This window comes from Paraburkholderia lebeckiae, from assembly GCF_050436325.1.
Classification (GTDB): domain Bacteria; phylum Pseudomonadota; class Gammaproteobacteria; order Burkholderiales; family Burkholderiaceae; genus Paraburkholderia; species Paraburkholderia tuberum.
The window spans coordinates 2,233,287-2,255,565 of record NZ_JBNDLZ010000003.1; the positions used below are offsets into that span (position 1 = coordinate 2,233,287).

Here is a 22,279-nt window from a genome sequence, read left to right on the forward strand (position 1 = left end):
GTGCGACAGGGACTGTCAAGCCTTGCCGATGAACGGGCTGAACGGCACCGGCTTCTCGATGTCTTTCGACTTCCACAAAATGTCGAAGCCCTGTTTGGCGTTGATCGAGCCGATCATGTCGCCACGCCACAGATACTGCGTGGATGCATCCATCTTCACCGTGTAACCCGCCGGATCGACCATCGACTGGCCCGCGAGCGCTTTGCGCACCGCATCCGTGCTGGTGGAGTGCGCTTTCGTGACGGCCTGCGCCCACAGATTGATGCCGAGGTAGGTCGACACCATCGGGTCGATCACCATGTCCGGTCGATGCTTCAGGTCGTGCGCGCCGACATAGTTCTTCCAGTCGCTCTTGAACTGGCGGTTCTGCGGCGTATCGACGTTCTGGAAGTAGCACCAGCAACTGAGGTGGCCAACCAGCGGCTTCGTATCGAGACCTTCCAGATCGCTGTCCACCACGTCCAGGCCGAGGATCGGAATATCGGTCGCGCGCACGCCCTGATTGATCGCTTCCTTGAACATCGCCGGAATCGAATCGCCCACCACGGTCATCACAACGATGGCCTGGCCGCCCGGTTGCGCGGCGAAGTCCTTGATATCGCGCACGATGGTCTGGAAATTGGACTGCCCGAATGGAACGTAATGTTCGCGCCATGCCGAATCCGGAATGTTCTTCGTCTTCAGATAGCCCTTGAGCATCTTGTTGATCGTGCGCGGCCACACGTAGTCGCTGCCGATCATGTAGAAGCGCTTGGCACCGCCGCCCTGCTCGCTCATCAGGTAATCGACCGCCGGGAGCACCGAGCTGCTCGGCGGCGAGTTCAGATAGACAACGTTCTTCGACTGCTCTTCGCCTTCGAAGTGAAGCGGATAAAACAGCAGACTGTCCTGCGACTCGACCACCGGCAATACCGACTTGCGCGACACCGACGTCCAGCAGCCGAACAGCGCCGCGCATTGGTCGCGCAGGATCAGTTGCTTGGAGAGCTGTGCATACATGGGCCAATCCGACGCCGGATCGACAACGACGCCCTGCAGCTTGCGCCCGAGCACGCCACCCTTAGCGTTGACCTGATCGATCGTCATCAGTGCCGTATCTTTTAATAGCGACTCGCCGTTGGCCATCGTGCCCGACTGCGAGAACAGCAAGCCGAGCTTGATCGGATCGCTGGCACCCGCGGCAAACGCAGCCTTAGGTAGCGCAGTGCCTGCAGCGCTCACCAATCCGGAGCCGACTGCCGACAGGAAAGTACGTCTTTTCATTTGCTTCACTCCGACATGGATTAAAAATCGCAAACGCAAAAAGCCCGAGACCAGACAAGCTGGTTTCGGGCTTTTTTGGCCGGTGCCGTTCAAGACGCCTTTGTCTCCAACAGCGAAATGAATGCTGTAAGTCCCCGTTATGCACGTCGGGTCAGCATGCTTCTATAAGCAACGACTATGCCAGGATTTACTGCCTGTGGGGAGGTTTACCGCAAATCCCTTTTGTGCAGCGGACTCGAATTGATCAGTTGCATTGTGGACAAACCGGAAGGCATCATAAATAAGGCGGTTTGCGCGGCTGACCCGCTCAGCGCCGCACTACGACAGTGCTGTGGGCACCAGCCGCGTGCTACACGCACAAACAGCGTACTTCCCGAACGTAGCGACCATCGGTTTTGACGAATGACCCATCTTGATGCCGGCCTTACCTCGGAGCCAATCAGAATTGGCGTCCTGTATTCACGCTCAGGTGTAACCTCAGCCGCGGAGCTCACGCAACTGCAAGCCACCACGCTTGCGGTGGAGGAGATCAATCTCGCAGGCGGCGTGTCAGGACGCGAGATCGAACTCGTCTGTCTGGATCCGCGATGCCAACCTCGCCGTTATGCCGAGCTCGCCGAACAACTCATTCTCGAACATCGGGTCCGGGTGATCGTCGGCTGCTATATGTCCAGCACGCGCAAGGCGGTCATTCCGATTGTCGAGCGGCACAATGCGCTGCTCCTCTATGCGACGCCTTATGAAGGCTTCGAATACAGCCGCAATGTGATTTACACTGGCGCGGCGCCCAATCAGAACACCCTGCCGCTTGCCGGTTTCATGCTCACGCAGTTCGGCTCACGCGTGAGCATGATCGGTTCGGACTACGTGTGCCCCTACGAGTCGAATCGCGTGATGAGCGATCTGATCCTCGAACGCGGCGGCGAAAAGGTGGATGAAACCTATCTGTCGCTCGACGCGCCGTGGGAGAGTTATCTGGATGCCGCCAAGCGGATCAAGCAACTCGCACCCGACTTTATTTTCTCCACGGTTGTGGGCGAAGGCATTTCGCATCTGTACCGTGCGTTTGCGCAGGTTGGGCTCGACCCGTACCGCACGCCTATCGCCAGCCACATGACCAGTGAAGCCGACATTGCGATAATGGGAAACGACCTCGCACAAGGACACATCACCTCCGCCGCGTACTTCCAGAGTGTGGATACAGCCGCGAACCTCGGCGCCGTTGCCCGCTATCAGGCCCGCTTCGGCGACGATCAGCCGACCAACATGTGCTGGGAAGCCTCCTATTTCCAGATGCATCTGCTCGCGGATGCGATCCGCCGCGTCGGCTCCGACGACCCGACGTTGTTGCTGCGCGTGTTGCCCGGACTCGAATTCGACGCACCGCAAGGCCGCGTGCGTATTGACGAGCATAATAACCACACCTACCTGCATCCGCTGATCGGCCGGGTCGACGCGCGTGGCCGCTTCGATATCATCGGGCGCGCCCCTGAACGCGTGAAGGCGGATCCTTACGTCGTGTCTCACAGCACGCCAGCGTGGACCACGCACGCGCATCCTGAACTCGCACGCACGGGAGCGGATCGATGAAGCGGACCGCGCAGACGCCGGCGATCCTGCGCGACCTGCGTTCGCTAAAAGTCGTGGTGATTCATCCGCGGGATCAGGATTGCGAAGAATTGCTCGCCCAGCTTCAGCGCATCGGCTGCGACGTGGAAGTATGCTGGCCGCGCCTCGACAGCCTGCCGTGCAACACCGGCCTCGTCCTCATGGCGATTCGTCCTGAGGCGCTCTCGGTCGACTATCCGTGGCTCGGAACCAGCACGTCCCCGCCGGTGATTCCGGTCGTGACCTACGAAAATCCGATCACCATCGAAGCGGTGCTGCGCTTGAATGCGTTCGCAACGATTCCCTCGCCGGTCCGCTCGTTCGGGTTGTTGACCGCCATTGCCGTTGCGCTCACGCAATTTAAGGCATCCCGCGCACGTGAGCGATACATCGAACGGCTCGAGCAGAAGCAGGCAAAGGTTCTGGTGATCCGACAGGCAACGCGGATCGTCATGGACTCGCGCGGCATGTCCGAGGAGGATGCGTATCAGCTGCTGCGCTCACAGGCCATGCTCAAACGCGAACAGATCGAGACGGTGGCTGGCGACATCGTGAAGGCATACGAGACCCTCAGTTTCTAATACTCGCCGTGCCTGCATTGTGTTGAGAAATGATGGCTGAACGCGGGACTTTGACCGATCATTTTGATTGTAGCCCTATGCGGACCGAGATCGGTCCACCGCTTGCCTTAGCCTTTGGATCGGCGTTGTCACGTTCGCGCGCTGGTCAGCTAAGATGACGTGATATGGAAGACGAAATCGCTGTACCATGGCCATCGATTTCCGGCGTCAGTCATCAGCCGCGCGGTTCGGTGGTATTTCCGCTTTCAACTCAGCCTTCGACATTGAGGAGCTATTGTTCGAGCGCGGCATGGTGGTCAGCCATGAATCGATCCGGCGGTGGACGGACAAGTTCGGGGCCACTTTTGCGCATCAATTCGCTGACGGCGTCACGAAAGACGCTGTCGTTCCCGTAACCGGCGTCCGCCAGCACAAACCGTCAGGCGCGCCGCTTTCGCGCGCCTGACGCAGCTGTGCTGCCGCCATTTGCGGTTTGGTCGAGAACGCTACCTCATCGGGTACGCCAGCGCGCTGACATCGTGCCGTGTCTTCGCTCCATTCGCGGGGCAAATAGAGTTGATATGCGACGGGCAAACTGGCGTCCTCGGTGGCAACCGACAAGCTCACGGCGACCTGACAGTTGTCCTGCTTGCCTAACTGCCCGCAGTATTGCCGCGCCACACCCACCGAATGTTTCCCCTGCTTCGGAAAGCCCTTGTCGTCGACGATCCAGAACAGTCCGTTGGCAGGATTCATATGCGGCAGCACCCAGCGCCTTACCCGCTCGAGCAAGGCTGCATCTGACCATTCTGACTTCGAAACGAAGTGATGCGTGCCCGTGCCCCAACTCTTGCGAAACAGCCAGGCCTGACTGTCCGTGCTGGATTCATGCGTGTCGTTGCTGCGCTTCTCGGCATGCCAATTCTCCTGAGAGCCGGCATCGCCGTCAGGGGACGAGTCGTCATCCGACTTCGTCCTTGGCACAAAGCTCTTGTGCCCGGCCCACGCCTGAATGAGCGTGCCGTCGACGCTGAAATCTCACCCGACAGGTGGCCACGCACGCGTGCCGTCTCGACCGTTTCATTGAACACACTGACCATGACATCATGGACCATCAGTCGGTCGCGGTTCTTACTGAAAGTGGAGTGGTCCCAAACCACATCGTCCATCGCCTGCGCACCCGCGCGAGCGGCGTACAGCCGAGCGCATCGAGCACGCTGTGCTTTAGACGGACCAAGGTCCTTTTGGCAGATCGGCGAAGCGGATCCGTTGAACGAACGCCGCTATCTGTTCCACGGTCGAGCGCTGCTGTGCGATTTCGGCCATGGCGGCGACGCTGCCGTTCATGGAGCGGTCGCGATCATGGTCGTGACGCGCACCGGAATCGACTTCGCGCCCGGCACCTTGCTCTCCTTCGCGTAGTGCCACTGCGGCAGTAACGGATTGCATTCCGGGTAATAGCTGCCTATGCAGCCTTCGGGCACGTTGAAGGGCAGCACGCTGAATCCGTCGAGACGACGCTCCACGCCATCGTCCGCAATGGTCTCGAGGCCGATCCGGTCACCTTGCGCGAGCCCGCGCTTTACCATGTCGGCGGGATTCATCAGCACGACCATTCGCGAGCCTTTCACGCCTCGGAAGCGGTCGTCGAGGCCATAGATGGTCGTGTTGAACTGGCTGTCCCTGCGCAGCGTCATCAGCCGGAGCGAATCCGGCTCGCGCTGGGGCATGTCAGGGTCTTCGCCGATCGCCTCGGGCACCATGAACTCGGCCTTGCCGCTTTTGGTTTTCCACGTGCGTTCTCGCGCAGGCAGCGGCCACACCACACCGCCCGGCGTCCACATACGCTTCTCGAAGTCGTCGAACATCTTCGGCCAGGTCTTCGCCATTTCGACGCGCACGCGCGCATAGTCGTCGCGCCATGCGTCCCAATCGACGGTCGAGCGTTCGCCGAGCGTCGCTTTGGCAATCCCCGCGACGATGAAAGGCTCCGAGCGGATGGTCGGCGCGGCCGGCTCGACCACCCCGTGCGAGCCATGAAAGCATGCGGTGCTGTCTTCCATCGACACCGCCTGCTCGCCGCTCGCCTGCCGGTCGATCTCGATGGGGCTCAGGCACGGCAGCACATAAGAGCGTTTGCCGGGCAGCAGATGGCTACGGTTGAGCTTGGTCGCGACGTTGACGGTCAGCGGCAACGCCGACCATGCCGGCTCGATGCGGAAGCGGTCAGGCACCGAGCGCACGAGGTTGCCGCCAAGGTTGATCATCGCCTTGACCTTGCCTTCGAGCAGCGCCTCGAAGGCTTCGATCGTGTTCATCCCCTTTTCGCGCGGCGGCTCGAACGAGAACTGTTTGGCGAGCTGATCGAGCGGCGCGAGTTCGGGCTTTTCGGTGATGCCCACGGTGCGCTGCCCCTGCACGTTCGAATGTCCACGGATCGGCGACGGGCCCGCGCCGGGCTTGCCGACGTTGCCTCGCAGCAGCAGCATATTGACCAGCATGCGCACGTTCTGCACGCCCATCCGATGCTGCGTAAGCCCCATCCCGTAGTGCGCGATGACCGCTTTGGCCGCCATGTATTCGTTGGCGGCCGCTTCCAGCGCGTCTCGCGGCAAGCCGCTGACCCGCTCGATGTCGTCCCAGTTCGCGTCGCGCGCGAACTGCGCGAACGTCTCATAACCGTTCGTATGCTCGCGGATGAAATCGATGTCGACGACACGCGGCTTGTCAAATTCTAGATGGAAATCGACGACGCATCGCGTTCCTAGACCGCCATGAAGCCACGCCCGCCTCTGACGCCTTTCCCGTAGTATCCGAATCGATTGCTGCTCGTGCGGTGAATGGCCCGCGCCTGTAAAGCGTCGACTCTCACCTGAGCCTCCGACTGAACCCATCGTAGCGACCGGCGTCGCGTGGGCGCGGCAAAGTGAGCGGCTCGAGGATCAAGGAGAACCGACCAAGAAGCCCACCTCGCGGGAGCCGATGCGATGATCTCGGGCGAAGGGGAATTGACAGAATTACTGCGCACTAATGCGAATTGACAACTTTGCTTCGCAGCGTAACGAAGCAAAGTCGTCAATTCAAGGGCGCACGCCCTGTCCTGGCGGGCATTGGCCAGTGACGACATTACTTCGCTCTACGAGTGTCGACGTTGCGGTATTACGCGCAACGTCTTCGTCAGAATGGACTTGCCGTTGTGCACCGTGTCTCTGGTCTGCTCAATGCGCGATGCAGACTGACTTCACTTCCGTGCAACTCTCGACCGCGTGGCGCCCAAACTCGCGACCGACGCCGGACTGCTTGTGCCCGCCGAACGGCAGGTTCGGGTCGAGCGGCACATGGCTGTTGACCCAGACAGTGCCCGCCTGAATCTGCGGGACGAGGTTCATCACTGCACCCAGATTGTTGCTCCATAGACTCGCGGCAAGACCATAAGGGCTGTCGTTCGCGAGACGGATCGCGTCGTCGGTATCATCGAACGGAATCGCCACGAGCACTGGGCCGAATATTTCCTCGCGCACCACCGTGCTCGCTTGATCGACGCCGATTAGCACAGTCGGCTTCACAAAGTAGCCGGGCAAATCGGGCGCGCCGCCGCCTGCGAGTACCGTCGCGCCTTCGGCCCGTCCGATGTCAATGAACCGGCACACCGATTGCTGCTGGCGTGCCGATACGAGCGGGTTAATCTGCGCGGCCGGGTCCATTCCCGGCCCGATACTCATGCTGTTCGCCACTGCAGCGACACCTTCGACGATCTGCTTGAAGCGGTCGCGGTGAATATAGAGCCGCGACGCGGCTGCGCATACCTGCCCCTGGTTCAGCAAGCCACCCATCAGTACGCCCTGGATCGCCTTGTCAACGTCGGTGTCCGCCAGCACGATCATTGGATTCTTGCCGCCCAGTTCCAGCGTGAAACGCGTCATGTTGTCGACGGCCGCGTGCCCCACCATCTTGCCGACTGCGGTCGAACCGGTAAACGTTACCTTGCTGACCAGCGGATGACTGGCAAGCGCCTGTCCGGCGCTTGAGCCGCGTCCCGTCACCACGTTGACGACGCCCGGCGGAACACCCGCCGCCAATGCCAGCTCGCCAAGGCGCAACGCCGTCAACGACGTCTCGGTGGCCGGCTTGAGCACGATCGTGCAACCTGCCGCGAGCGCGGGAATCAACTTCCAGACCGCGATCATCAGCGGGAAATTCCATGGCACGATGCCGGCCACCACGCCGATCGGCTCACGCCGCGTATAGGCGGTGTAACGCGTGCCCGACGGCACTGGAATCGACACATCGAGTGTTTCGCCCGTGATCTTCGTCGCCCAACCGGCCATGTAGCGCGCGTACTCGACAGAAGCACCGACCTCGATCGCGCGCGACAGATGGATCGACTTGCCTTGATTCAAAGTTTCGAGCTGGGCCAACTCCTCCCCGTGTGCTTCCAACGTATCGGCAAGTCTGAGCAAGATACGTTCACGTTCAGCCGGACGAAGACCCGACCAGATACGCGATTCGAACGCGCTGTGCGCGCTGCGGACTGCGGTGTCCACGTCTTCAGCATCGCCATCGGCGACGCTGGCGATGACTTCCCGGTTCGCCGGGTTGTGGACGTCGAGGCGTGCACCACCACGCGCTGGCACCGTCTTGCCGTCAATGAGGAGTCCATGTTCGCGATTCAGGAACGTCTGAACTTCGGGCAGCACTTCGATCAGGTTGTCAGTCATATTAGCTGTCCAATAGAGTAGTCATGCTTCGAGAATGAATTCGGCGCAACGCTCGGCGATCATCACCGTTGGCGCATTGGTGTTACCGGAGACGATAGTCGGCATGATCGACGCGTCGCAGATGCGCAACCCGTCCACGCCGTTCACCTGCAGTCGCGGATTGACCACGGCGCGCGTATCGCCGCCCATGCGGCACGTGCCGACCGGGTGATAAACCGTCTTGGCCTGCCGGCGCACATAGTCCTGCAATTGCGCGTCGCCGATTTCGCTGGCGCCCGACGGCTCGAGCTCCTCGCTGATGAGCTTGCGCAACGAAGGCGCGCGCAAGATAGTGCGCGCAAGCTTTACGCCGCGCACCAGCACGTCGACATCAGCTTGTTCAGCCAACGCGCCGCTGTCGAAAAGAATCGGCTCAGCCGGATCGGCACCACGCAGGCGTACGGACCCGCGCGAAGCGGGACGCAACACACACGGATTGATCGAAATGCCATGCCCCCGCAACGGCTCGCGGCCGACGTCGCCGACCAGCACTGGCAACACGTGGAACTGGATGTCGGGCCGCCCGCCACCGACCGTGTCGACGAAGCCGCCTGACTCGACCACGTTCGATGTAAGAAGGCCGGTACGGAATAACTTCCATTGCAGGCCGTGCCTGAGTGCAGTCAGCCCTTTATCGTTACCGAGCAGGCTGATCGGTTCCCGCGTACGTCCATAGATCGATACTTCCAGATGGTCCTGATAGTTCAGGCCGACTTCGGGCGCATCGTGCACCACGTCGATCCCGTGCGATCGCAGTTCCGCGCCGGGCCCGATGCCGGACAGCATCAGGAGCTTCGGCGTGGTTAGCGCACCGGCCGCGAGGATGACTTCGGCTCTGGCATGAGCCGTCCTGACGTGTCCGTCCTGGGTACGCCATTCAACCCCAATCGTGCGCCTCCCGTCGAACAGCAGGCGCGTGACTGCGCTGCCGGTACGCACCTCGAGGCTGCGCTTGCCGAGTACTCCCGCGAGATAGGTCGCTGCGGTGCTGCCGCGCTGACCGTCGAACGTCGTCGTGTGATAGAAGCCGACTCCGTGCTGCTGCTCACCATTGAAATCGTCGTTGTAGCGCAGGCCGGCTTCCTGCGCTGCCTTCACGAAAGCGAGGCTCAACGGATGGCGAAAACGCGTATCGCTGACTTTCAACGGTCCGTCTGTGCCGTGCCACGGCTCGGACAGGCGCATGTGGGATTCGGCCTTCTTGAACGCGCGCAGCACATTCTGCCAATCCCAACCGGTGCAGCCGCGCGCCGACCAGTCTTCATAGTCCTGCCCACTGCCGCGGATATAGACCATAGCATTGACGGAACTGCCGCCGCCCAGCGTCCGTCCCTGCGGCACGTAGGTCACGCGGCCGGCCGCGCCGGGCTGAGGCTCACTCTTGAAGATGAAAGTGCGCTCGGTACCAATTACCCGGATAAACGTGGCTGGCATGTGAATATAAGGGCTGTCATCCTTCGGACCTTCTTCAAGCAGAAGCACGTTCTTGCCCGCCGTAACCAGGCGGTGGGTGATCGCGCACCCGCCGGAACCTCCTCCCACGACAATGTAGTCGTAAGTGTCCATACCGCATCTCCTCGCTGTTTTTTTGCAGCGAAAGGATTTCGCTGCAGCGGATAACGAGGATAGCGACGGATGATGCTTGCTTTTGACTGTGCAAGTCTTCGCTATTGACCAACCAGGACGTTGGTTCGAGGTGCCGCGATCTGGTAGGCGGGACTTCAGTCGAGCATGCCGCGCGTTGCGGTGGGCGTCTCGCCGAAGCGGCTCCTGTAGCTGCGGCTGAAATGCGCGCTATCGTTGAAGCCCCAACGGAACGCGATTTCACTGATGGCCGTATGCCGCAGGTTACGATCCAACAGGTCAGCTCTGCAGCGTTCCAGACGTTGCGCCCAGATATAACGAGTGATCGAAATCCCGTCGATTTCAAATGCACGGGCCAGTTGCCGCGCGGACAGGCCAACCGCGCGGCTGATCGACTCGCAATCGAGCGCGTCGTCTGTGAGATTGCGCTCGATATGCAGCTTAGCGCGCCACAGGCTGCTCAGGGTCGACCTGGTGGTCGACAGGTCGCCGTCATTGATTCTCAGCAGCGCACGAAGCAACTCTAGGACCTGGCTTGCAACCTGCTGACGGGGGCGGGCGTCCGCCCCCGGCATTCCGGCCAGGAGCCGATGGATCGACTGCGCACCCCAGCCGGCAGTGCCTGCACCGTTATCGAGCTTGATCAAGTCGCGGTAATGCCACGGACCGACATGCTGTTCAAAGACGGCGCGAGGCACATCGAGCACCGTCATTTCCATGTCGCCGGGGAATCCATGACCGTACGGCCTTGCTGTATCGTAGAGGACCAAGTCTCCGGGAACGTGCATCACGCAGTCGACGCCCTGGAACGTGAACCCGCGGCCCTTTTTCATCAGGCAGACGAACACGGAATCGCGGCCGTCGTCGCGGATGCTTTGTGCCGTACGGACGACCGCGTGCTGATTCGCCGCTATCTCCGAGGCTCGGAACAGCGCGAAGTCCTTGTGCACGAGTGTCGCGTCAATTCCTTCGATCGGCTTGCTGCTGCATTCGACGCGAATCAGCAACTGGCTGACTTGCTCAAGCCAAAAGTCCACTCGTTCGCTACCGCCGACCATCTTCGTCGAAATCGAAATATCGGTGCTCCCTGCCAGTCCCATGATCATCGGCTCCGCTCGGCTGCCCTCGCCCCACCATAGCCGGCGCTGCTGAGCGTCTCTGCGGACAGCGTTCGGAAGAAATCGCGGCTGGCACACGAGCGAAAACCGGTGCGGTCATATACAAGACGTCGAACGCTCAATTGGTTGGACATGGTGGTCTCCTCCATGGGCAATTGACGAAATATTTCTCAGTGCGCTCTTGGCGGCGCATCCGCTTACCGACCTCAGAACCGCGATCGACTCGGGTGACGAACCCGAGAGTCGCATCATTGGCAACGGATGGGTATCGCGACGGAACAACGAAGGTTGAACTGAACTACCATTCTTCGTCGAAAGAAATTAATGCGGCAATGCGAACAAGCACCCATTGACTTTGATCATGCGGAATCCAATCGTCTCTTCCGCGTCTAGAGCCAAATATTCGCCCCCAATCCGACACAGCGTGGCGGTACGGTCAGGCCTAGACGCCCGGCGTCGAGCCGGCTTTTTCAACTTGTCGAAGTTGAGCGGCAAGACGGTAGGAAAGTGAGGTTCCCTCGGTTTTTCGCCTTCCAGAGGCCCGGGGTTATGCGGCCGTTTCCTTCGTTCTCTGAGCCGCAAGCGCCCACCCGCCAGCACCCGCATCGCTCGTGCGTCAACTGGTTCGGCATGTCGCCGCCGAATCAGTTGAGCTCAGCCGCGAACTGGTCCAGCTCTGCGGCGGTCACGGCTATGTCGAAGGACTCCCGCCGGCTGCACGCTTCCAAACGAGCCACTGGTTTGCATTGCTGCTGACACGAATCGACGCAGCGCTCGGGCAGTTCACGGCATCCCGGCAGTCTGGGACACCGGCTGGAGTGTCAGTATGAACGATCGTGTCTCCATCTGCGACACCCTTTCAGGCACGACAACTTCTGTCAGCGCAGATGACTTTTCCTACTTGGATCACAAGCTGCCTTGTGAACATAATGAAACGTTCAGAGGTGGCCGCGCAAATTCGGACAGTCGGATAATCTTACTGTGTCACATAAATCGTTCTCGCTGAAAGTTATGTCGCGTAGCGTGGAACACCGCCCTGCAGAAAGATGAAGTCCGAGAAGAATACGCAATGTGGTAATGGAATCAGTGACGTGGCGCTGCGCGCGTTGGACTGCCGCGAGGGATGTAATCCGCGGGAATGGCAGGCATCGCGCGTTGAATGAGGTTTTTTTTAACTTCATCGACTGAACCCATGCTGAGTCGCTGGGCCATCAGAAATCCGTACGCTGCGATACTCAGTGTGGCGTGGTGGTGAAAGCCGCGCCACCCCCGGCCTTCATAATGACCGAGGCCAAATTCCTGCTTGAGGTCCTGGTAGTCGCGCTCGATGCGCCAGCGCATCTTGGTCACGAAGACCAGTTGTTCGATGGTGGCGTCCGCGGGGGCCGTGCTCAGGAAATATTTGAGCGGCTCGGCCTCCTTTTTGGGCCATTCGATGAGCAGCCATTCTTCCGGACGTTGTTCACTGCTCCAATAGTCGCGGTGCGCCGGGCGAACCCGCACGGCCGCGAAACGAGACTGCAGCGCTGCGTTGCTTCCTTCTCGCCACGTGACATTCTGATAAGCATCGTCGGTTTTGATAATCATATAGCCGACCTCCCTCCGTTCGAATCGAACGGCCGGCGTACAGTCAGGGTGCGAACACCGACGTGACGCACAGGAGGCCAGCATGAATAAGTTTAGTGGAATCGACCTGCACTCGAACAACAGTGTGGTCGTCGTTAGCGATGACGCTGACCGGGTTGTCTACCAGCGACGGTTGCCGAACGATCCGGTGCAGATCCGGGCGGCGCTGGCGCCGCACCGCGAAGATCTGGTGGGCGTGGTCATCGAAGCGACGTATAACTGGTACTGGCTGGTGGATCAGTTGATGAACGATGGCTACCGGGTGCATCTGGCCAACCCCGCGGCAATCAGGCAGTACGAGGGACTGAAATACAGTGGTGACTTCACCGATGCCGCCCATCTCGCACAACTGCTGCGTCTTGGACTATTGCCTGAAGGCTACATTTATCCAGCAGAAGAACGTCCGGTGCGTGACCTCTCTCGCAAGCGGATCCAACTGGTGCAGTGTCGTACGGCCCAGATCCTCGCGATTGAGAATCTGTTCTCACGCCATACTGGTGGGCAGATGCAAGGTGAGCGGGTTAAGCGTCTGGATGAGATGCAGGTGAATGGATTCGGTTTTGCATCTGACGTGACGCTCGCGATGCAAGCCAATCTCGCGGTCATGCAAACCTTGCAGGAGGAAATCGGGATCATCGAGAAGCGACTCATGGAGCGGGTGAAACTGCGCCCGGATTACGCGTTGCTGAACACGGTGCCGGGCATTGGCCCGGTTCTCGCAACCACGATCATGTTGGAAACCGGGACCATCTCCCGTTTCACCAAGGTTGGCAATTTCAGTTCGTACTGCCGCTGCGTAGACAGCCGGCGTGAAAGCAACAGCAGGAAGAAAGGCGAAGGTAATACGAAGAACGGCAACAAATATCTGGCGTGGGCGTTTGTCGAGGCGGCCAACTTCGCGATCCGCTCGTGCCCGGAAGCCAGACGCTTTTACGAGCGCAAGAAACGCTCGCGAAACGGGATTGTGGCGATCAAGGCGCTGGCGCACAAACTGGCGCGCGCCTGCTATCACATGCTTCGGGAGCACAAGTCATTTGAGGTAACCCGCTGCTTTGGCTAAAAGGTGGTGCAAGGGGAACGAGCCCAGTAATGCGACTGGTGGAAAGCCATGGTTTTGATTGGGCCTTTCCTTTGCCCCACCGACTGCTTGCGGATGACCGGGTCGCCCAGGCGATGAGCCACCATTGACTGGCGTTGCGCAGGCAACAGCCACGGTTCTGCGAAACCCATTGGACCTCGTCTGGCACCAACGTTTCTCTGGGGCGGCAATGGCCGCCAGGGCAGCCGTGAGTGACATCACGGCATGCTTGATCCCGATGGGTGTCTGGTGCGATCCGGTTCGCAACCAGTTTGGAGAAAACGGATGCGGCTACGATCGGCAGACAGCATGGCAGGTAACAGAAAGAATTCCGCCCGATTGCAGTGGCGATAAAAATACCATCGCCACTGCAATCGGGCGGTGAGTAAATTTGTGCCTTGACTTTGGTCGGCTGATGGGTGTCGCAATAGCGATGCTGCGGTAAAGTGCAGGTTGCCAAAACTTTGCTTGTGCCCACGATGAAGAAGACCGCAACACCACGAATGGCCCTTGCTGCTGGCGTTGCCAAGGTGCTGCTGCGGTTGTACTATCCGCTGGACGTGATGTTGTTGTGCGTGCGGTGGTATGTGGCCTATTCGCTAAGTCTTCGGAATCTTGAGGAGATGATGGCTGAGCGCGCAATTGGCGTGGATCATTCAACAGTGCATCGTTGGGTCATCAAGTTGGTGCCTTTGTTCGAAAAGACATTTCGCAAGCACAAGCGCCCGGTGGGCAGGACTTGGCGCATGGATGAAAGTTATATCAAGGTCAAAGGCTCGTGGAAATATCTTTATCGCGCCGTGGACAAGGCGGGCAACACCATCAACTTTCTGTTTAGAGCCAAGTGGGACAAGGCTGCTGCCCGGCGGTTTTTTGAAAAGCCAATCGGTCAGAACGGCTCGCCCGAGACAGTGACCATCGACAAGAGCGGTTCCAATCTGGCAGCGCTTCATGCGGTGAATGCCGAGCGCGAGACGCCCATCAAGATTCGTCAAGTCAAGTATTGGAACAACGTGGTCGAACAGGCCCATCGGGCCATCAAACGCATCACTCGGCCGATGCAGGGGTTCAAGGACTTTGACTGCGCTCGCGTTATTCTCAGTGGCATTGAGACCATGCACATGATCAAGAAAGGGCAGATGAAATGCCGGGGTAAAATCCCGCTGTCCGCTGCGCAGCAGTTCTACTCGCTCGTTTCATAAGGCATCCTTTGGATATCGCATTTTCTCGTCCCTCCCGTCTTGCTGCGACACAACCCTTATAGATGGGTGTCTGGCGCGATCCGTCGCAGCCAGAAATGAAGAAACGGACGCGGTTGGCTGCTGCATGCGGGTGCTGGAACTGGATAACGGCTGCTCGTGCAGCCGGGGATGTGGATTGTTCACTTGACGCGGGCCCGCTAATGGGTGTCTTCCCACGCGAACACCCGCTCGATTGTCCTGAACCGTTCTTTAAAGATGGCCGGATCGAACAGCGGCTTGCGACCTCGCTTCGCGCGTTTCCTGCCGCGCGGGTTCGGACTGATCTTGGGCACCATCGTGCGGTTGAATATCGCCTTGCGGTTGGCGCGACAATCGTAGACGCCGGCCAGGCTGACCACGCTGTCACGCAGGTCCAGGTTTGCTTCACGGGCAATCTGTATCACCCGCGGCAGCGCGTCACGTAGCAGTGGCGATTCGTTGCGATTGCCTGGTGCCGACACGAACGGGGCAATCACATTGCAATTCCGGTCGCAGAAGGCAACGACCTTGTCACCCTTCATGTGCTTGTGGCCGCTGAAGCCAATGTTGTCGCCGCCTTTTTTCGCCGCCGTCGTGGTACCGTCGCCATGGATGATGCTGGTGTCCAGCAACTGGTCGTGGCTAAGCCGCACGACCGACGCGAGGAAGACAGCGTCAAAACATTCGCATGCCTGCCAGCGGCGAAAGGCCCGATAGATGCTCGTGTAGTGGATCTCCGGCCTGCCGTGCCGATCCATTGCAATCGGCAGCGCCCTTCCATTGGCAACCCAGGTAAAGCAGTTTCAGGATGTAGTTGAAGATCGCGTGCGCGGTCAGTTTGGATGCCGGTCCCCGGCTTCCTGCCGTGAGGTGCGGCAAGACAAATTGTTCGAACTGCCCGAGGCTCAATTCCGTTGGAATCCGTTGCCATTGCTGGCTTTGCGCCATTATCGACCGCCAAAGATCGGGAATTCTAGCGGATCCTGCAGAGCTCGGCGAAAGTCATACCCACAAAGGACTTCAGACAAATTCAGCAGCCTTGAGAAACCCGCAATCAGTTGATAGCCTCGACCCTTTAGCAACTGGCGAGGCGCTCCGCCGTCCGCATCGATATCGGCGAAACACGCAGGTTCTTGTGTAGAATACTCGGCGCCAACGCGGCTTCCCGACGACATAAGAAAAAAGAGGGCCGCTACCGAATCTTCGATGCAAGTATTCAGGAGACAACTATGTGGTTTGTCGGAAAAAGCGAGTTGCTGTCGCTAGTCGAAGGCCATTGCCTCGATGAGGTCATGCCCGCCTTCAGCGATCACCGGAATCTGCGCAAGAACACCGTCATCTATAAGCCCCAAGATTTGAGCGAACACGTCTACTTGCTGAAAACCGGGAGCGTGCGTCTCTACAAGCTGACCGAGGATGGTCAGGAAATCACGCTATCGTTCATCAAAGCCGGCATGATCTTCGGCGACGGCGACGTGCTCAACGAAGCGAAATACTCACATCACGCGCAAACGATGGCGCCCTGCATGATCTGCTACATCCGCAAAGCGGATTTCAAGCAGCTGCTGCTGCGATATGACGTGATCAATCAGTTCGTCCTGACAAGCCACTATCGGCGCTGGAAGGAAGCGCAGCAACTCATCGAGAACCTTTCGCTGCATGACGTGCGCAAGCGGCTCACGAACATTCTGGTCATGTTCGCGGGCCAGATCGGTTGCCAGTTCACATACGGCGAAAAGGAAGACGCCGTGCTGATCGACCTGTCGATTCCTCAGGACAAGCTCGCAGAATTCATCGGCACGTCGCGAGAGTCGGTCAACCGCCACTTCAGTGACCTCAAGGCCGAGGGCCTTGCCGACATGCACGAGAGGAAGATCGTGCTGACGCCTGCCTTTGTTGCGCAGTTTTTGCCGGCGTGGGATGCAACGTCCACAGGGAAGCCGTCTGCGCTGGCCCCCTTGCGGATGAGAAGCATCGATGCGCTCAATGCTGAGCCAAAGCACGCCTGACCGCCTCCACGCCGCTGCGCGGACTCGATAGCACGGGCACGCGCAGTTCGCCAAGCGCAGGTACGAGACGGGCCATCGAGACCTGCGCGAGCACCACGACATCGACTTCGGCAGCCAGTTCGACGATGGTGCGTCGGAGGATGTCGTCGTGCCGCGCGGCGTTACCGGCCAGCAGCGCATCGAAAGCGCCCTCTGCAATGCGCTCCACGACGTCGGCCTGCCTGCCGTGCTCGAGTGCTTTCTTCCTGATGAGCCGCACCGTGGGTTCAAGTGTGGTCAATACAGTGGCCACCACGCCGATGCGCGGACCTATGGCACTTGCCTGTTCGGCCATTGATTCGTCGACCTTGACGATCGGCGTGCGGATCATGCCGCGCAGCACATCGGTCGCTTCGCCGACAGAAGAACAGGCATTGAGAATAATGTCGGCACCCATCGACTGCGCGTTCTGCATATAGCTGTAAATCCGGCTCGTCACCTCAGGCGTCAGATGACCCGCGGTTCTGACGTCGTTGAGCAGACTGTCATCGACGATGTTGATCACACGTGCATCGGGCAATAACTGCTGAAACTGCTCCTTGATGGGTTGAACCGTCACCGGCCCGGTGTGAACTACGACTATGGTGGTCATGGGGTTGAGACTCCGTTGCGGGTAAGGTGTTGTTCAAGCAGTAGCGGCCGCGATCACGCGCTCCGCGGTTGCTTCTTCGCGACTCAGTTCGCCGTTTAGGCGTCCCTCGCGCACCACGAGGATCCGGTCGCTGACCGCCAGGACTTCGAGCAGATCCGACGAGATCACAATGATGCCGATGCCCCTTGCGGCCAGCCGTGTCAGCAGCGCATGCACTTCCGCCTTCGCGCCGATATCGATCCCGCGTGTGGGTTCGTCGACGATCAGGACTTTCGGATTGAGCGCCACCCATTTCGCAATGACGATCTTCTGCTGATTGCCGCCGCTGAGATTCACGACTTTCTGTTCGATGGTCGTCGTCTTGACGCCAAGTGTGCGAACGAATTGCCGACAACTTTCGTCTTCCTTTGCCCGCTGCAAAAACTGGAACGGCGAATAGCGGGCGAGGTGCGTGAGGCTAAAGTTCTCGCGCACGCTCATGCCGAGCACCAGGCCTTGCGCTTTACGGTCCTCGGTCACGAAGCCGATGCCGTGCTCGATTGCATCGTGCGGATTGCGGATGGAGACAGGCTTGCCGTCGACGGCGATCTGGCCAGTACACGGGCGCATTCCGAAGATCATCTCCATGATCTCGGTGCGCCCCGAGCCCACCAGGCCGGCGATTCCCAGCACCTCGCCGCGATGCAAGGTGAAGCTGACGTCGCGGATCCGGGCGTCGGCCGACCTGGTAGCGCGCAGCGTGAGGTTGCGGACTTGCAGCACAGGTTCGGTGGTTGCATGCGATATCGGCGGAGCGTAGAGCTCGCTCAGTTCTCGGTCGACCATCTTGCGGACCAGCGATTCGCGGGTGACGCTTGCAGCCGGTGACGTATCCACGGTGCTCCCGTCGCGCAACACGGTGATGCGATCGGCGAGTTCGAACACCTCTTCCAGACGGTGTGAAATATAGATGATCGAAATGCCTTTCTGGCGCAGCTTCTTGATGAGTTCCATCAGCGTGCGCGTTTCGTGATGGCTAAGCGAAGCTGTCGGTTCATCCATGATGATGACCTGTGACTGGTCGGAAATCGCCTTTGCAATCTCGATCATCTGCTGTTGCCCGACGCTCAATTCGCTCACGCGGGTCGCGGGGTCGAGGTCTAGGTCGATGGTCTTCAGGATCTCGCGCGCACCGTTGTGCATGCGGGCGCGATCGATCAAACCCAAGCCGTCCGAGCGGCTCTTTCGCAAGAAAGATATTCTCTGCGACGCTCAGATTTTCTACGACGGACAGTTCCTGATAGATGATCCCGATGCCGAGCGCGCGCGCGTGGTTGTTATCGCGCAGCGCGGTCTCCTTGCCGTGGATCAGGATGCTGCCGCCCGGATCGGGCGCATACACGCCCGTCAGGATCTTCATCAGAGTGCTCTTGCCCGCGCCGTTTTCTCCGGCGAGCGCGAGTACCTCGCCTCGCCGGACTTCGAGGTTCACGCGATCCAGCGCCTTGACGCCGGGAAACGTCTTGGAAATGTTGCACACCTCTAGAAATGGCGTCATGGACCTCCTCCCTGGCAGCATGCGAAGGCTACTTCGTGTAACTGCCGATGTTGTCTTTCGTCACAACCGTCACGCCGGTATCGATGTCTTTCGGCTGCGCATCCTTGCCATCGATCTGTGCGACGAGGTGTTCGACGGCGAGCTTACCCATCGTGACCGGGCGCTGAACCATGATGCCCTGAATGGCACCATCGCGAAGACCCTTCAGGGTGTCGGGAAGATCGTCGAATGCGAGCACCTCGAGCTTGCCCTTCATCGCGCCGAACTCCTTCGTGTTGAGCACTTTGGCTGTGGCGGGGCCGCCCACCTGACTCACGCCGAAGATGCCGTTCAACTGGGGATGCGCCCGCAACGTCGTCTCGACCACTAAGACGCCCTTCGCGAGGTCGTCATCCGTGCCTTGCGTCTCGACGATCTTGATTCCCGGATAGCGTGCGAGCCCTTTCTTGATGCCGCTGATTCGTTCATTCAGGTTCACTGCGCCCAGTTGCCCAGTCACGATCGCCACTTCACCGTTACCGCCAAGCGCCTTTGCCATGGTTTCGGCCATCGTCGCACCGGCGGATTCATTGTTGGTGCCGATATACATCGTGCGCCCGCTCTTAGGCGAATCCGAGTCGTACGTGAGCACCTTGATGCCGCTTTGCGCTGCGCGCTTCATCACGCTTTCGACCGACTTGGGCTCGTTGACCGAAATTGCAATGCCGTCGACGTGCTTTGAAATCAGATTCTCGATAATCTGCACCTGCGTCGCGCCCTGGGTGTTTTGCGGCACAACCCATTGATATTTGACGCCCAGTTTGTCGGCTGCTCCCTTTGCGCCGTTGTTGCAGTCGTCGAAGAAAGGCACAGCTACTTTGGGAACCACTGCGACGGAAATGTCCCTCGCGTCCTTGGCGTATGCGAGCGTCATCGACATTGCCACAATGCCGCCCGCCAGTGCGAGGTTCGATTTTTTCAACATGTTGTCTCCTTGAATGAATGATTTGTAGTTGGTGAAATGGAGCGGCCTAGCGGCCTTTGCCGCGAACGCGCCAGATGTCGATGCTGACCGCGATCAGGATCACGCAGCCAGTGATGGTCTGTTGCGCGTAGGTGTCGATGTTGAGGAGCACCACGCCATTGGTGATGATGCCGGCGAGCGCGGCCCCGATGATCGCGCCTTCGACACTGCCCGCGCCTCCCGACAGGCTAGCTCCGCCGATCGCTGCCGCGGCGATTACGTCGAGCTCAGCACCGAAGCCGGATGCGGGCTCGGCCGACACAAAGCGGGAGAAGCTAATGACGCCTGCTATCGAGGCGATCAGCCCTGACAGGGCATACACAGAAAACTTCACACGATTGGTTCGCACACCGCTCAGCCGTGCCGCCATTTCGTTGCCGCCCGTTGCGTAGACGTGCCGTCCGAAACGCGTGCCGCGCATGAGCACGGAAAAGCAGCTCGTCAGAAGCAGCATGATGATCACGGGGGACGGAGCGAAGCCAATATAGCCCTGGCCAATGAACGTGAAGCTGTCCGGCACTTCCGGCGTGACAGGGACGCCTTTCGTGATGATGTACATCAGGCCGCGTCCGATGCTCAGTGTCCCGAGCGTGGCGATGAACGGCGGCAACTGAATCCGCGTGATCAGAAAGCCGTTGAAGCTTCCGACGACGAGTCCCACGCCCAGGCCGGCGAGAATCGCAGCCCACGCGCCGAAGCCATGCTGGAAAGCCAGGGCGGTAACCAGGGACGAAAGGCCCATCACCGAACCCACCGACAGGTCGATGCCGCCCGTGATGATCACGAGCATCATCCCGATCGACATGATGGCGATCAACGAGAACGACCGGAACACGCCCATCAGATTGTTGGTGGTCAGGAAATACGGCGAAAAAATGCTGATCAGGATCCCGACCAGAAGCAGTACGGACAGGATGTTAAGTTCACGAATTTTCAGCCACGCACGGACCGTGCGCAGAGGCCGTACTTTACCTTGCTGTGGTTCTCGTTTGGACAGAAAGGCGGTCACGGATGTCTCCCGGTGTCGTTTTCGCTCAGAGCCAATCATAGATTTAGCGAGAGCGTAAAATCTGTGACGGAAGTCATAGAAACGTATAGGGGATATCACGGGGACGAGTGTGAAGCCGACTATGACGCGCGTCACAGAAACCGTTAGGCGAAGGGCAGTAGGATGTATCCGCAACTGGAAACCTAATCCCTCATCTGGAGTAACACGCATGACGAAGCGAGTGATAGTGACGGGCGGCAGCGGGCTGGCCGGCAAGTGGGTCGTCGAGGAATTGGTGCAGCATGGCTATGAAGTGCTCAACCTCGACCGGGTGCCGATGGCGAAGCCCGTTGCCCGCACGCTGATTACGGATCTGACCGACGCCGGCCAGGTATTCAATGCGTTGGCGTCGACCACTACGCCCAAGGAATTCGACGCCGATCTGGAGCCGAAGCCCATCGATGCAATCGTGCACTTTGCAGCCATCCCGCGCATTCTCGTCACGACCGACAACGAAGTGTTCCGCATCAACGTGATGGCGACGTACAACGTGCTCGATGCTGCGTCGAAGCTAGGTATCAAGAAGGTGATCGTGGCGTCGAGCGAGACGACGTATGGTGTGGTGTTCGCGCATCGTCACCGAAACCCTGAGTATTTCCCGCTCGACGAGGTGTATCCGGTCGATCCGATGGATAGCTACGCGATGTCGAAGGTCATCAACGAGGTGACGGCAAAGGCGTTCCACGCGCGCACGAATGCGGACATCTACTGTTTCCGCATCGGCAATGTGCTGGATCCCGTTGACTACGAGAAATTCCCGGCCTACTTCAAGGATCCGGGGCTGCGCAAACGGATTGCGTGGAGCTACATCGATGGACGCGATCTCGCCGTTGCGTGCCGACTGGGCATCGAAAAGGACGGCTTGGGCTTTGAAGTGATGAACGTGGCGGCCGACGACGTTTCATCGAATCTGCCGACGGCGGAGCTGCTGCAACGCTTTTATCCGGAAGTGCCCGTCAGAAAACAGTTGGGTGAGTTCGAGACCTTGCTGAGCAATGAGAAGCTGAAGCGTCTGCTCGGCTGGCAGCAGCAATATCGATGGAGGGACCAGGTTCCGAAGTAAAGGGCTCGGCGCAGGGCGCAGCATGCGTGCCGCGAGCGGCGGCTGCGTGTTGTCGCGCGCCAATTCGGGCGCGTCGGTGGCGCCAGAAACCGGGCACCGCACCGGGCCAGGAATTAGCCACTCGTCGGTAAGCGAACCTTTGGCGCCGCGCTCGTACTCTAACGGCGCATCCGG

Annotated in this window: 16 protein-coding genes and 6 pseudogenes; 7 read left to right on the forward strand and 15 right to left on the reverse strand. The window is 59.5% G+C overall.

Annotation, left to right across the window (positions count from 1 at the left end):
- Nucleotides 1-15: 15 nt before the first annotated feature.
- Nucleotides 16-1,263, reverse strand: coding sequence for an urea ABC transporter substrate-binding protein (locus OKW44_RS28185; RefSeq protein WP_051103734.1), 1,248 nt, complete (start codon nt 1,261-1,263; stop codon nt 16-18).
- Between the two features lie 402 nt (nt 1,264-1,665).
- Between OKW44_RS28185 and OKW44_RS28190 the strand changes: the two genes are divergently transcribed.
- The 3 genes and pseudogenes from OKW44_RS28190 to OKW44_RS28200 form a co-directional block, all read left to right on the forward strand.
- On the forward strand, nt 1,666-2,853 hold the full coding sequence (locus OKW44_RS28190; protein ID WP_051103735.1) for a transporter substrate-binding domain-containing protein: 1,188 nt from the start codon (nt 1,666-1,668) through the stop codon (nt 2,851-2,853).
- The gene (locus OKW44_RS28195; RefSeq protein ID WP_018418414.1) at nt 2,850-3,452 is read left to right on the forward strand and encodes an ANTAR domain-containing response regulator; all 603 of its coding nucleotides are present in this window, start codon (nt 2,850-2,852) and stop codon (nt 3,450-3,452) included. Before OKW44_RS28190 ends, OKW44_RS28195 begins: the two co-directional genes overlap by 4 nt.
- A gap of 162 nt (nt 3,453-3,614) precedes the next feature.
- Nucleotides 3,615-3,807: pseudogene (locus OKW44_RS28200) on the forward strand (IS6 family transposase); the annotation flags it as partial.
- Here OKW44_RS28200 and OKW44_RS28205 read toward each other — a convergent pair.
- The 8 genes and pseudogenes from OKW44_RS28205 to OKW44_RS28240 all read right to left on the reverse strand — a co-directional run.
- A pseudogene (locus OKW44_RS28205) lies at nt 3,805-4,262 on the reverse strand (IS701 family transposase); the annotation flags it as partial. The pseudogenes OKW44_RS28200 and OKW44_RS28205 sit on opposite strands and share 3 nt — an antisense overlap.
- Before the next feature lie 3 nt (nt 4,263-4,265).
- Nucleotides 4,266-4,603, reverse strand: a pseudogene (locus OKW44_RS28210) (transposase); the annotation flags it as partial.
- A gap of 52 nt (nt 4,604-4,655) precedes the next feature.
- Nucleotides 4,656-4,778, reverse strand: coding sequence for a hypothetical protein (locus tag OKW44_RS28215; protein ID WP_018418415.1), 123 nt, complete (start codon nt 4,776-4,778; stop codon nt 4,656-4,658).
- Nucleotides 4,775-6,157 (reverse strand): annotated as a pseudogene (locus OKW44_RS28220) (molybdopterin-dependent oxidoreductase); the annotation flags it as partial. The pseudogene OKW44_RS28220 and the gene OKW44_RS28215, both read right to left, overlap by 4 nt.
- A 492-nt stretch (nt 6,158-6,649) precedes the next feature.
- Nucleotides 6,650-8,149 carry an aldehyde dehydrogenase family protein gene (locus OKW44_RS28225; protein ID WP_018418417.1) on the reverse strand — a complete coding sequence of 500 codons (1,500 nt, stop codon included), beginning with the start codon at nt 8,147-8,149 and terminating at the stop codon, nt 6,650-6,652.
- 21 nt (nt 8,150-8,170) lie between these two features.
- On the reverse strand, nt 8,171-9,754 hold the full coding sequence (locus OKW44_RS28230) for a GMC family oxidoreductase (protein WP_018418418.1): 1,584 nt from the start codon (nt 9,752-9,754) through the stop codon (nt 8,171-8,173).
- Nucleotides 9,755-9,909: 155 nt separating this feature from the next.
- Entirely contained in the window at nt 9,910-10,878 is a 969-nt protein-coding gene (locus OKW44_RS28235; RefSeq protein WP_018418419.1) for a helix-turn-helix domain-containing protein, read from the reverse strand.
- Between the two features lie 1,095 nt (nt 10,879-11,973).
- A pseudogene (locus OKW44_RS28240) lies at nt 11,974-12,453 on the reverse strand (transposase); the annotation flags it as partial.
- A gap of 106 nt (nt 12,454-12,559) precedes the next feature.
- Here OKW44_RS28240 and OKW44_RS28245 point away from each other — a divergent pair.
- Complete coding sequence (locus OKW44_RS28245) at nt 12,560-13,576, forward strand: IS110 family RNA-guided transposase (protein WP_018418421.1); 1,017 nt, start codon at nt 12,560-12,562, stop codon at nt 13,574-13,576.
- Between the two features lie 521 nt (nt 13,577-14,097).
- Nucleotides 14,098-14,796 (forward strand): IS6 family transposase, encoded by a 699-nt coding sequence (locus OKW44_RS28250; protein ID WP_018418423.1) that lies wholly within the window; start codon nt 14,098-14,100, stop codon nt 14,794-14,796.
- Nucleotides 14,797-14,993: 197 nt separating this feature from the next.
- Here OKW44_RS28250 and OKW44_RS28255 read toward each other — a convergent pair whose 3' ends face one another.
- Nucleotides 14,994-15,572 carry a hypothetical protein gene (locus tag OKW44_RS28255; RefSeq protein WP_018418424.1) on the reverse strand — a complete coding sequence of 193 codons (579 nt, stop codon included), beginning with the start codon at nt 15,570-15,572 and terminating at the stop codon, nt 14,994-14,996.
- Nucleotides 15,573-16,043: 471 nt separating this feature from the next.
- Between OKW44_RS28255 and OKW44_RS28260 the strand changes: the two genes are divergently transcribed.
- The gene (locus tag OKW44_RS28260) at nt 16,044-16,823 is read left to right on the forward strand and encodes a Crp/Fnr family transcriptional regulator (protein ID WP_018418425.1); all 780 of its coding nucleotides are present in this window, start codon (nt 16,044-16,046) and stop codon (nt 16,821-16,823) included.
- Here OKW44_RS28260 and OKW44_RS28265 read toward each other — a convergent pair.
- From OKW44_RS28265 to OKW44_RS28285, 5 genes and pseudogenes are all read right to left on the reverse strand, one after another.
- A complete protein-coding gene (locus OKW44_RS28265; protein WP_018418426.1) occupies nt 16,798-17,454 on the reverse strand; it encodes an aspartate/glutamate racemase family protein in 657 nt (218 codons plus the stop codon). The genes OKW44_RS28260 and OKW44_RS28265 overlap by 26 nt on opposite strands.
- A 33-nt stretch (nt 17,455-17,487) precedes the next feature.
- Nucleotides 17,488-18,543: a sugar ABC transporter ATP-binding protein gene (locus tag OKW44_RS28270; protein WP_429412503.1), complete on the reverse strand. Its 1,056-nt coding sequence runs from the start codon at nt 18,541-18,543 to the stop codon at nt 17,488-17,490.
- A pseudogene (locus OKW44_RS28275) lies at nt 18,538-19,012 on the reverse strand (ATP-binding cassette domain-containing protein); the annotation flags it as partial. The pseudogene OKW44_RS28275 and the gene OKW44_RS28270, both read right to left, overlap by 6 nt.
- A gap of 7 nt (nt 19,013-19,019) precedes the next feature.
- Nucleotides 19,020-19,955: a sugar-binding protein gene (locus OKW44_RS28280; protein ID WP_018418428.1), complete on the reverse strand. Its 936-nt coding sequence runs from the start codon at nt 19,953-19,955 to the stop codon at nt 19,020-19,022.
- A 46-nt stretch (nt 19,956-20,001) separates the two neighbouring features.
- Nucleotides 20,002-21,003 carry an ABC transporter permease gene (locus OKW44_RS28285; protein WP_018418429.1) on the reverse strand — a complete coding sequence of 334 codons (1,002 nt, stop codon included), beginning with the start codon at nt 21,001-21,003 and terminating at the stop codon, nt 20,002-20,004.
- A 208-nt stretch (nt 21,004-21,211) separates the two neighbouring features.
- Here OKW44_RS28285 and OKW44_RS28290 point away from each other — a divergent pair, with 208 nt between their 5' ends.
- Nucleotides 21,212-22,105 (forward strand): NAD-dependent epimerase/dehydratase family protein, encoded by an 894-nt coding sequence (locus tag OKW44_RS28290; RefSeq protein ID WP_018418430.1) that lies wholly within the window; start codon nt 21,212-21,214, stop codon nt 22,103-22,105.
- Nucleotides 22,106-22,279 lie beyond the last annotated feature (174 nt).

Excerpts from the sequence above, each read along its gene's own strand:
- OKW44_RS28185 (WP_051103734.1), bottom strand. The coding sequence starts at position 1,263 with ATGAAAAGACGTACTTTCCTGTCGGCAGTCGGCTCCGGATTGGTGAGC.
- OKW44_RS28190 (WP_051103735.1), top strand. The coding sequence starts at position 1,666 with ATGACCCATCTTGATGCCGGCCTTACCTCGGAGCCAATCAGAATTGGC.
- OKW44_RS28195 (WP_018418414.1), top strand. The coding sequence starts at position 2,850 with ATGAAGCGGACCGCGCAGACGCCGGCGATCCTGCGCGACCTGCGTTCG.
- OKW44_RS28215 (WP_018418415.1), bottom strand. The coding sequence starts at position 4,778 with ATGAACGGCAGCGTCGCCGCCATGGCCGAAATCGCACAGCAGCGCTCG.
- OKW44_RS28225 (WP_018418417.1), bottom strand. The coding sequence starts at position 8,149 with ATGACTGACAACCTGATCGAAGTGCTGCCCGAAGTTCAGACGTTCCTG.
- OKW44_RS28230 (WP_018418418.1), bottom strand. The coding sequence starts at position 9,754 with ATGGACACTTACGACTACATTGTCGTGGGAGGAGGTTCCGGCGGGTGC.
- OKW44_RS28235 (WP_018418419.1), bottom strand. The coding sequence starts at position 10,878 with ATGATCATGGGACTGGCAGGGAGCACCGATATTTCGATTTCGACGAAG.
- OKW44_RS28245 (WP_018418421.1), top strand. The coding sequence starts at position 12,560 with ATGAATAAGTTTAGTGGAATCGACCTGCACTCGAACAACAGTGTGGTC.
- OKW44_RS28250 (WP_018418423.1), top strand. The coding sequence starts at position 14,098 with ATGGCCCTTGCTGCTGGCGTTGCCAAGGTGCTGCTGCGGTTGTACTAT.
- OKW44_RS28255 (WP_018418424.1), bottom strand. The coding sequence starts at position 15,572 with ATGGATCGGCACGGCAGGCCGGAGATCCACTACACGAGCATCTATCGG.
- OKW44_RS28260 (WP_018418425.1), top strand. The coding sequence starts at position 16,044 with ATGTGGTTTGTCGGAAAAAGCGAGTTGCTGTCGCTAGTCGAAGGCCAT.
- OKW44_RS28265 (WP_018418426.1), bottom strand. The coding sequence starts at position 17,454 with ATGACCACCATAGTCGTAGTTCACACCGGGCCGGTGACGGTTCAACCC.
- OKW44_RS28270 (WP_429412503.1), bottom strand. The coding sequence starts at position 18,543 with ATGATCGAGATTGCAAAGGCGATTTCCGACCAGTCACAGGTCATCATC.
- OKW44_RS28280 (WP_018418428.1), bottom strand. The coding sequence starts at position 19,955 with ATGTTGAAAAAATCGAACCTCGCACTGGCGGGCGGCATTGTGGCAATG.
- OKW44_RS28290 (WP_018418430.1), top strand. The coding sequence starts at position 21,212 with ATGACGAAGCGAGTGATAGTGACGGGCGGCAGCGGGCTGGCCGGCAAG.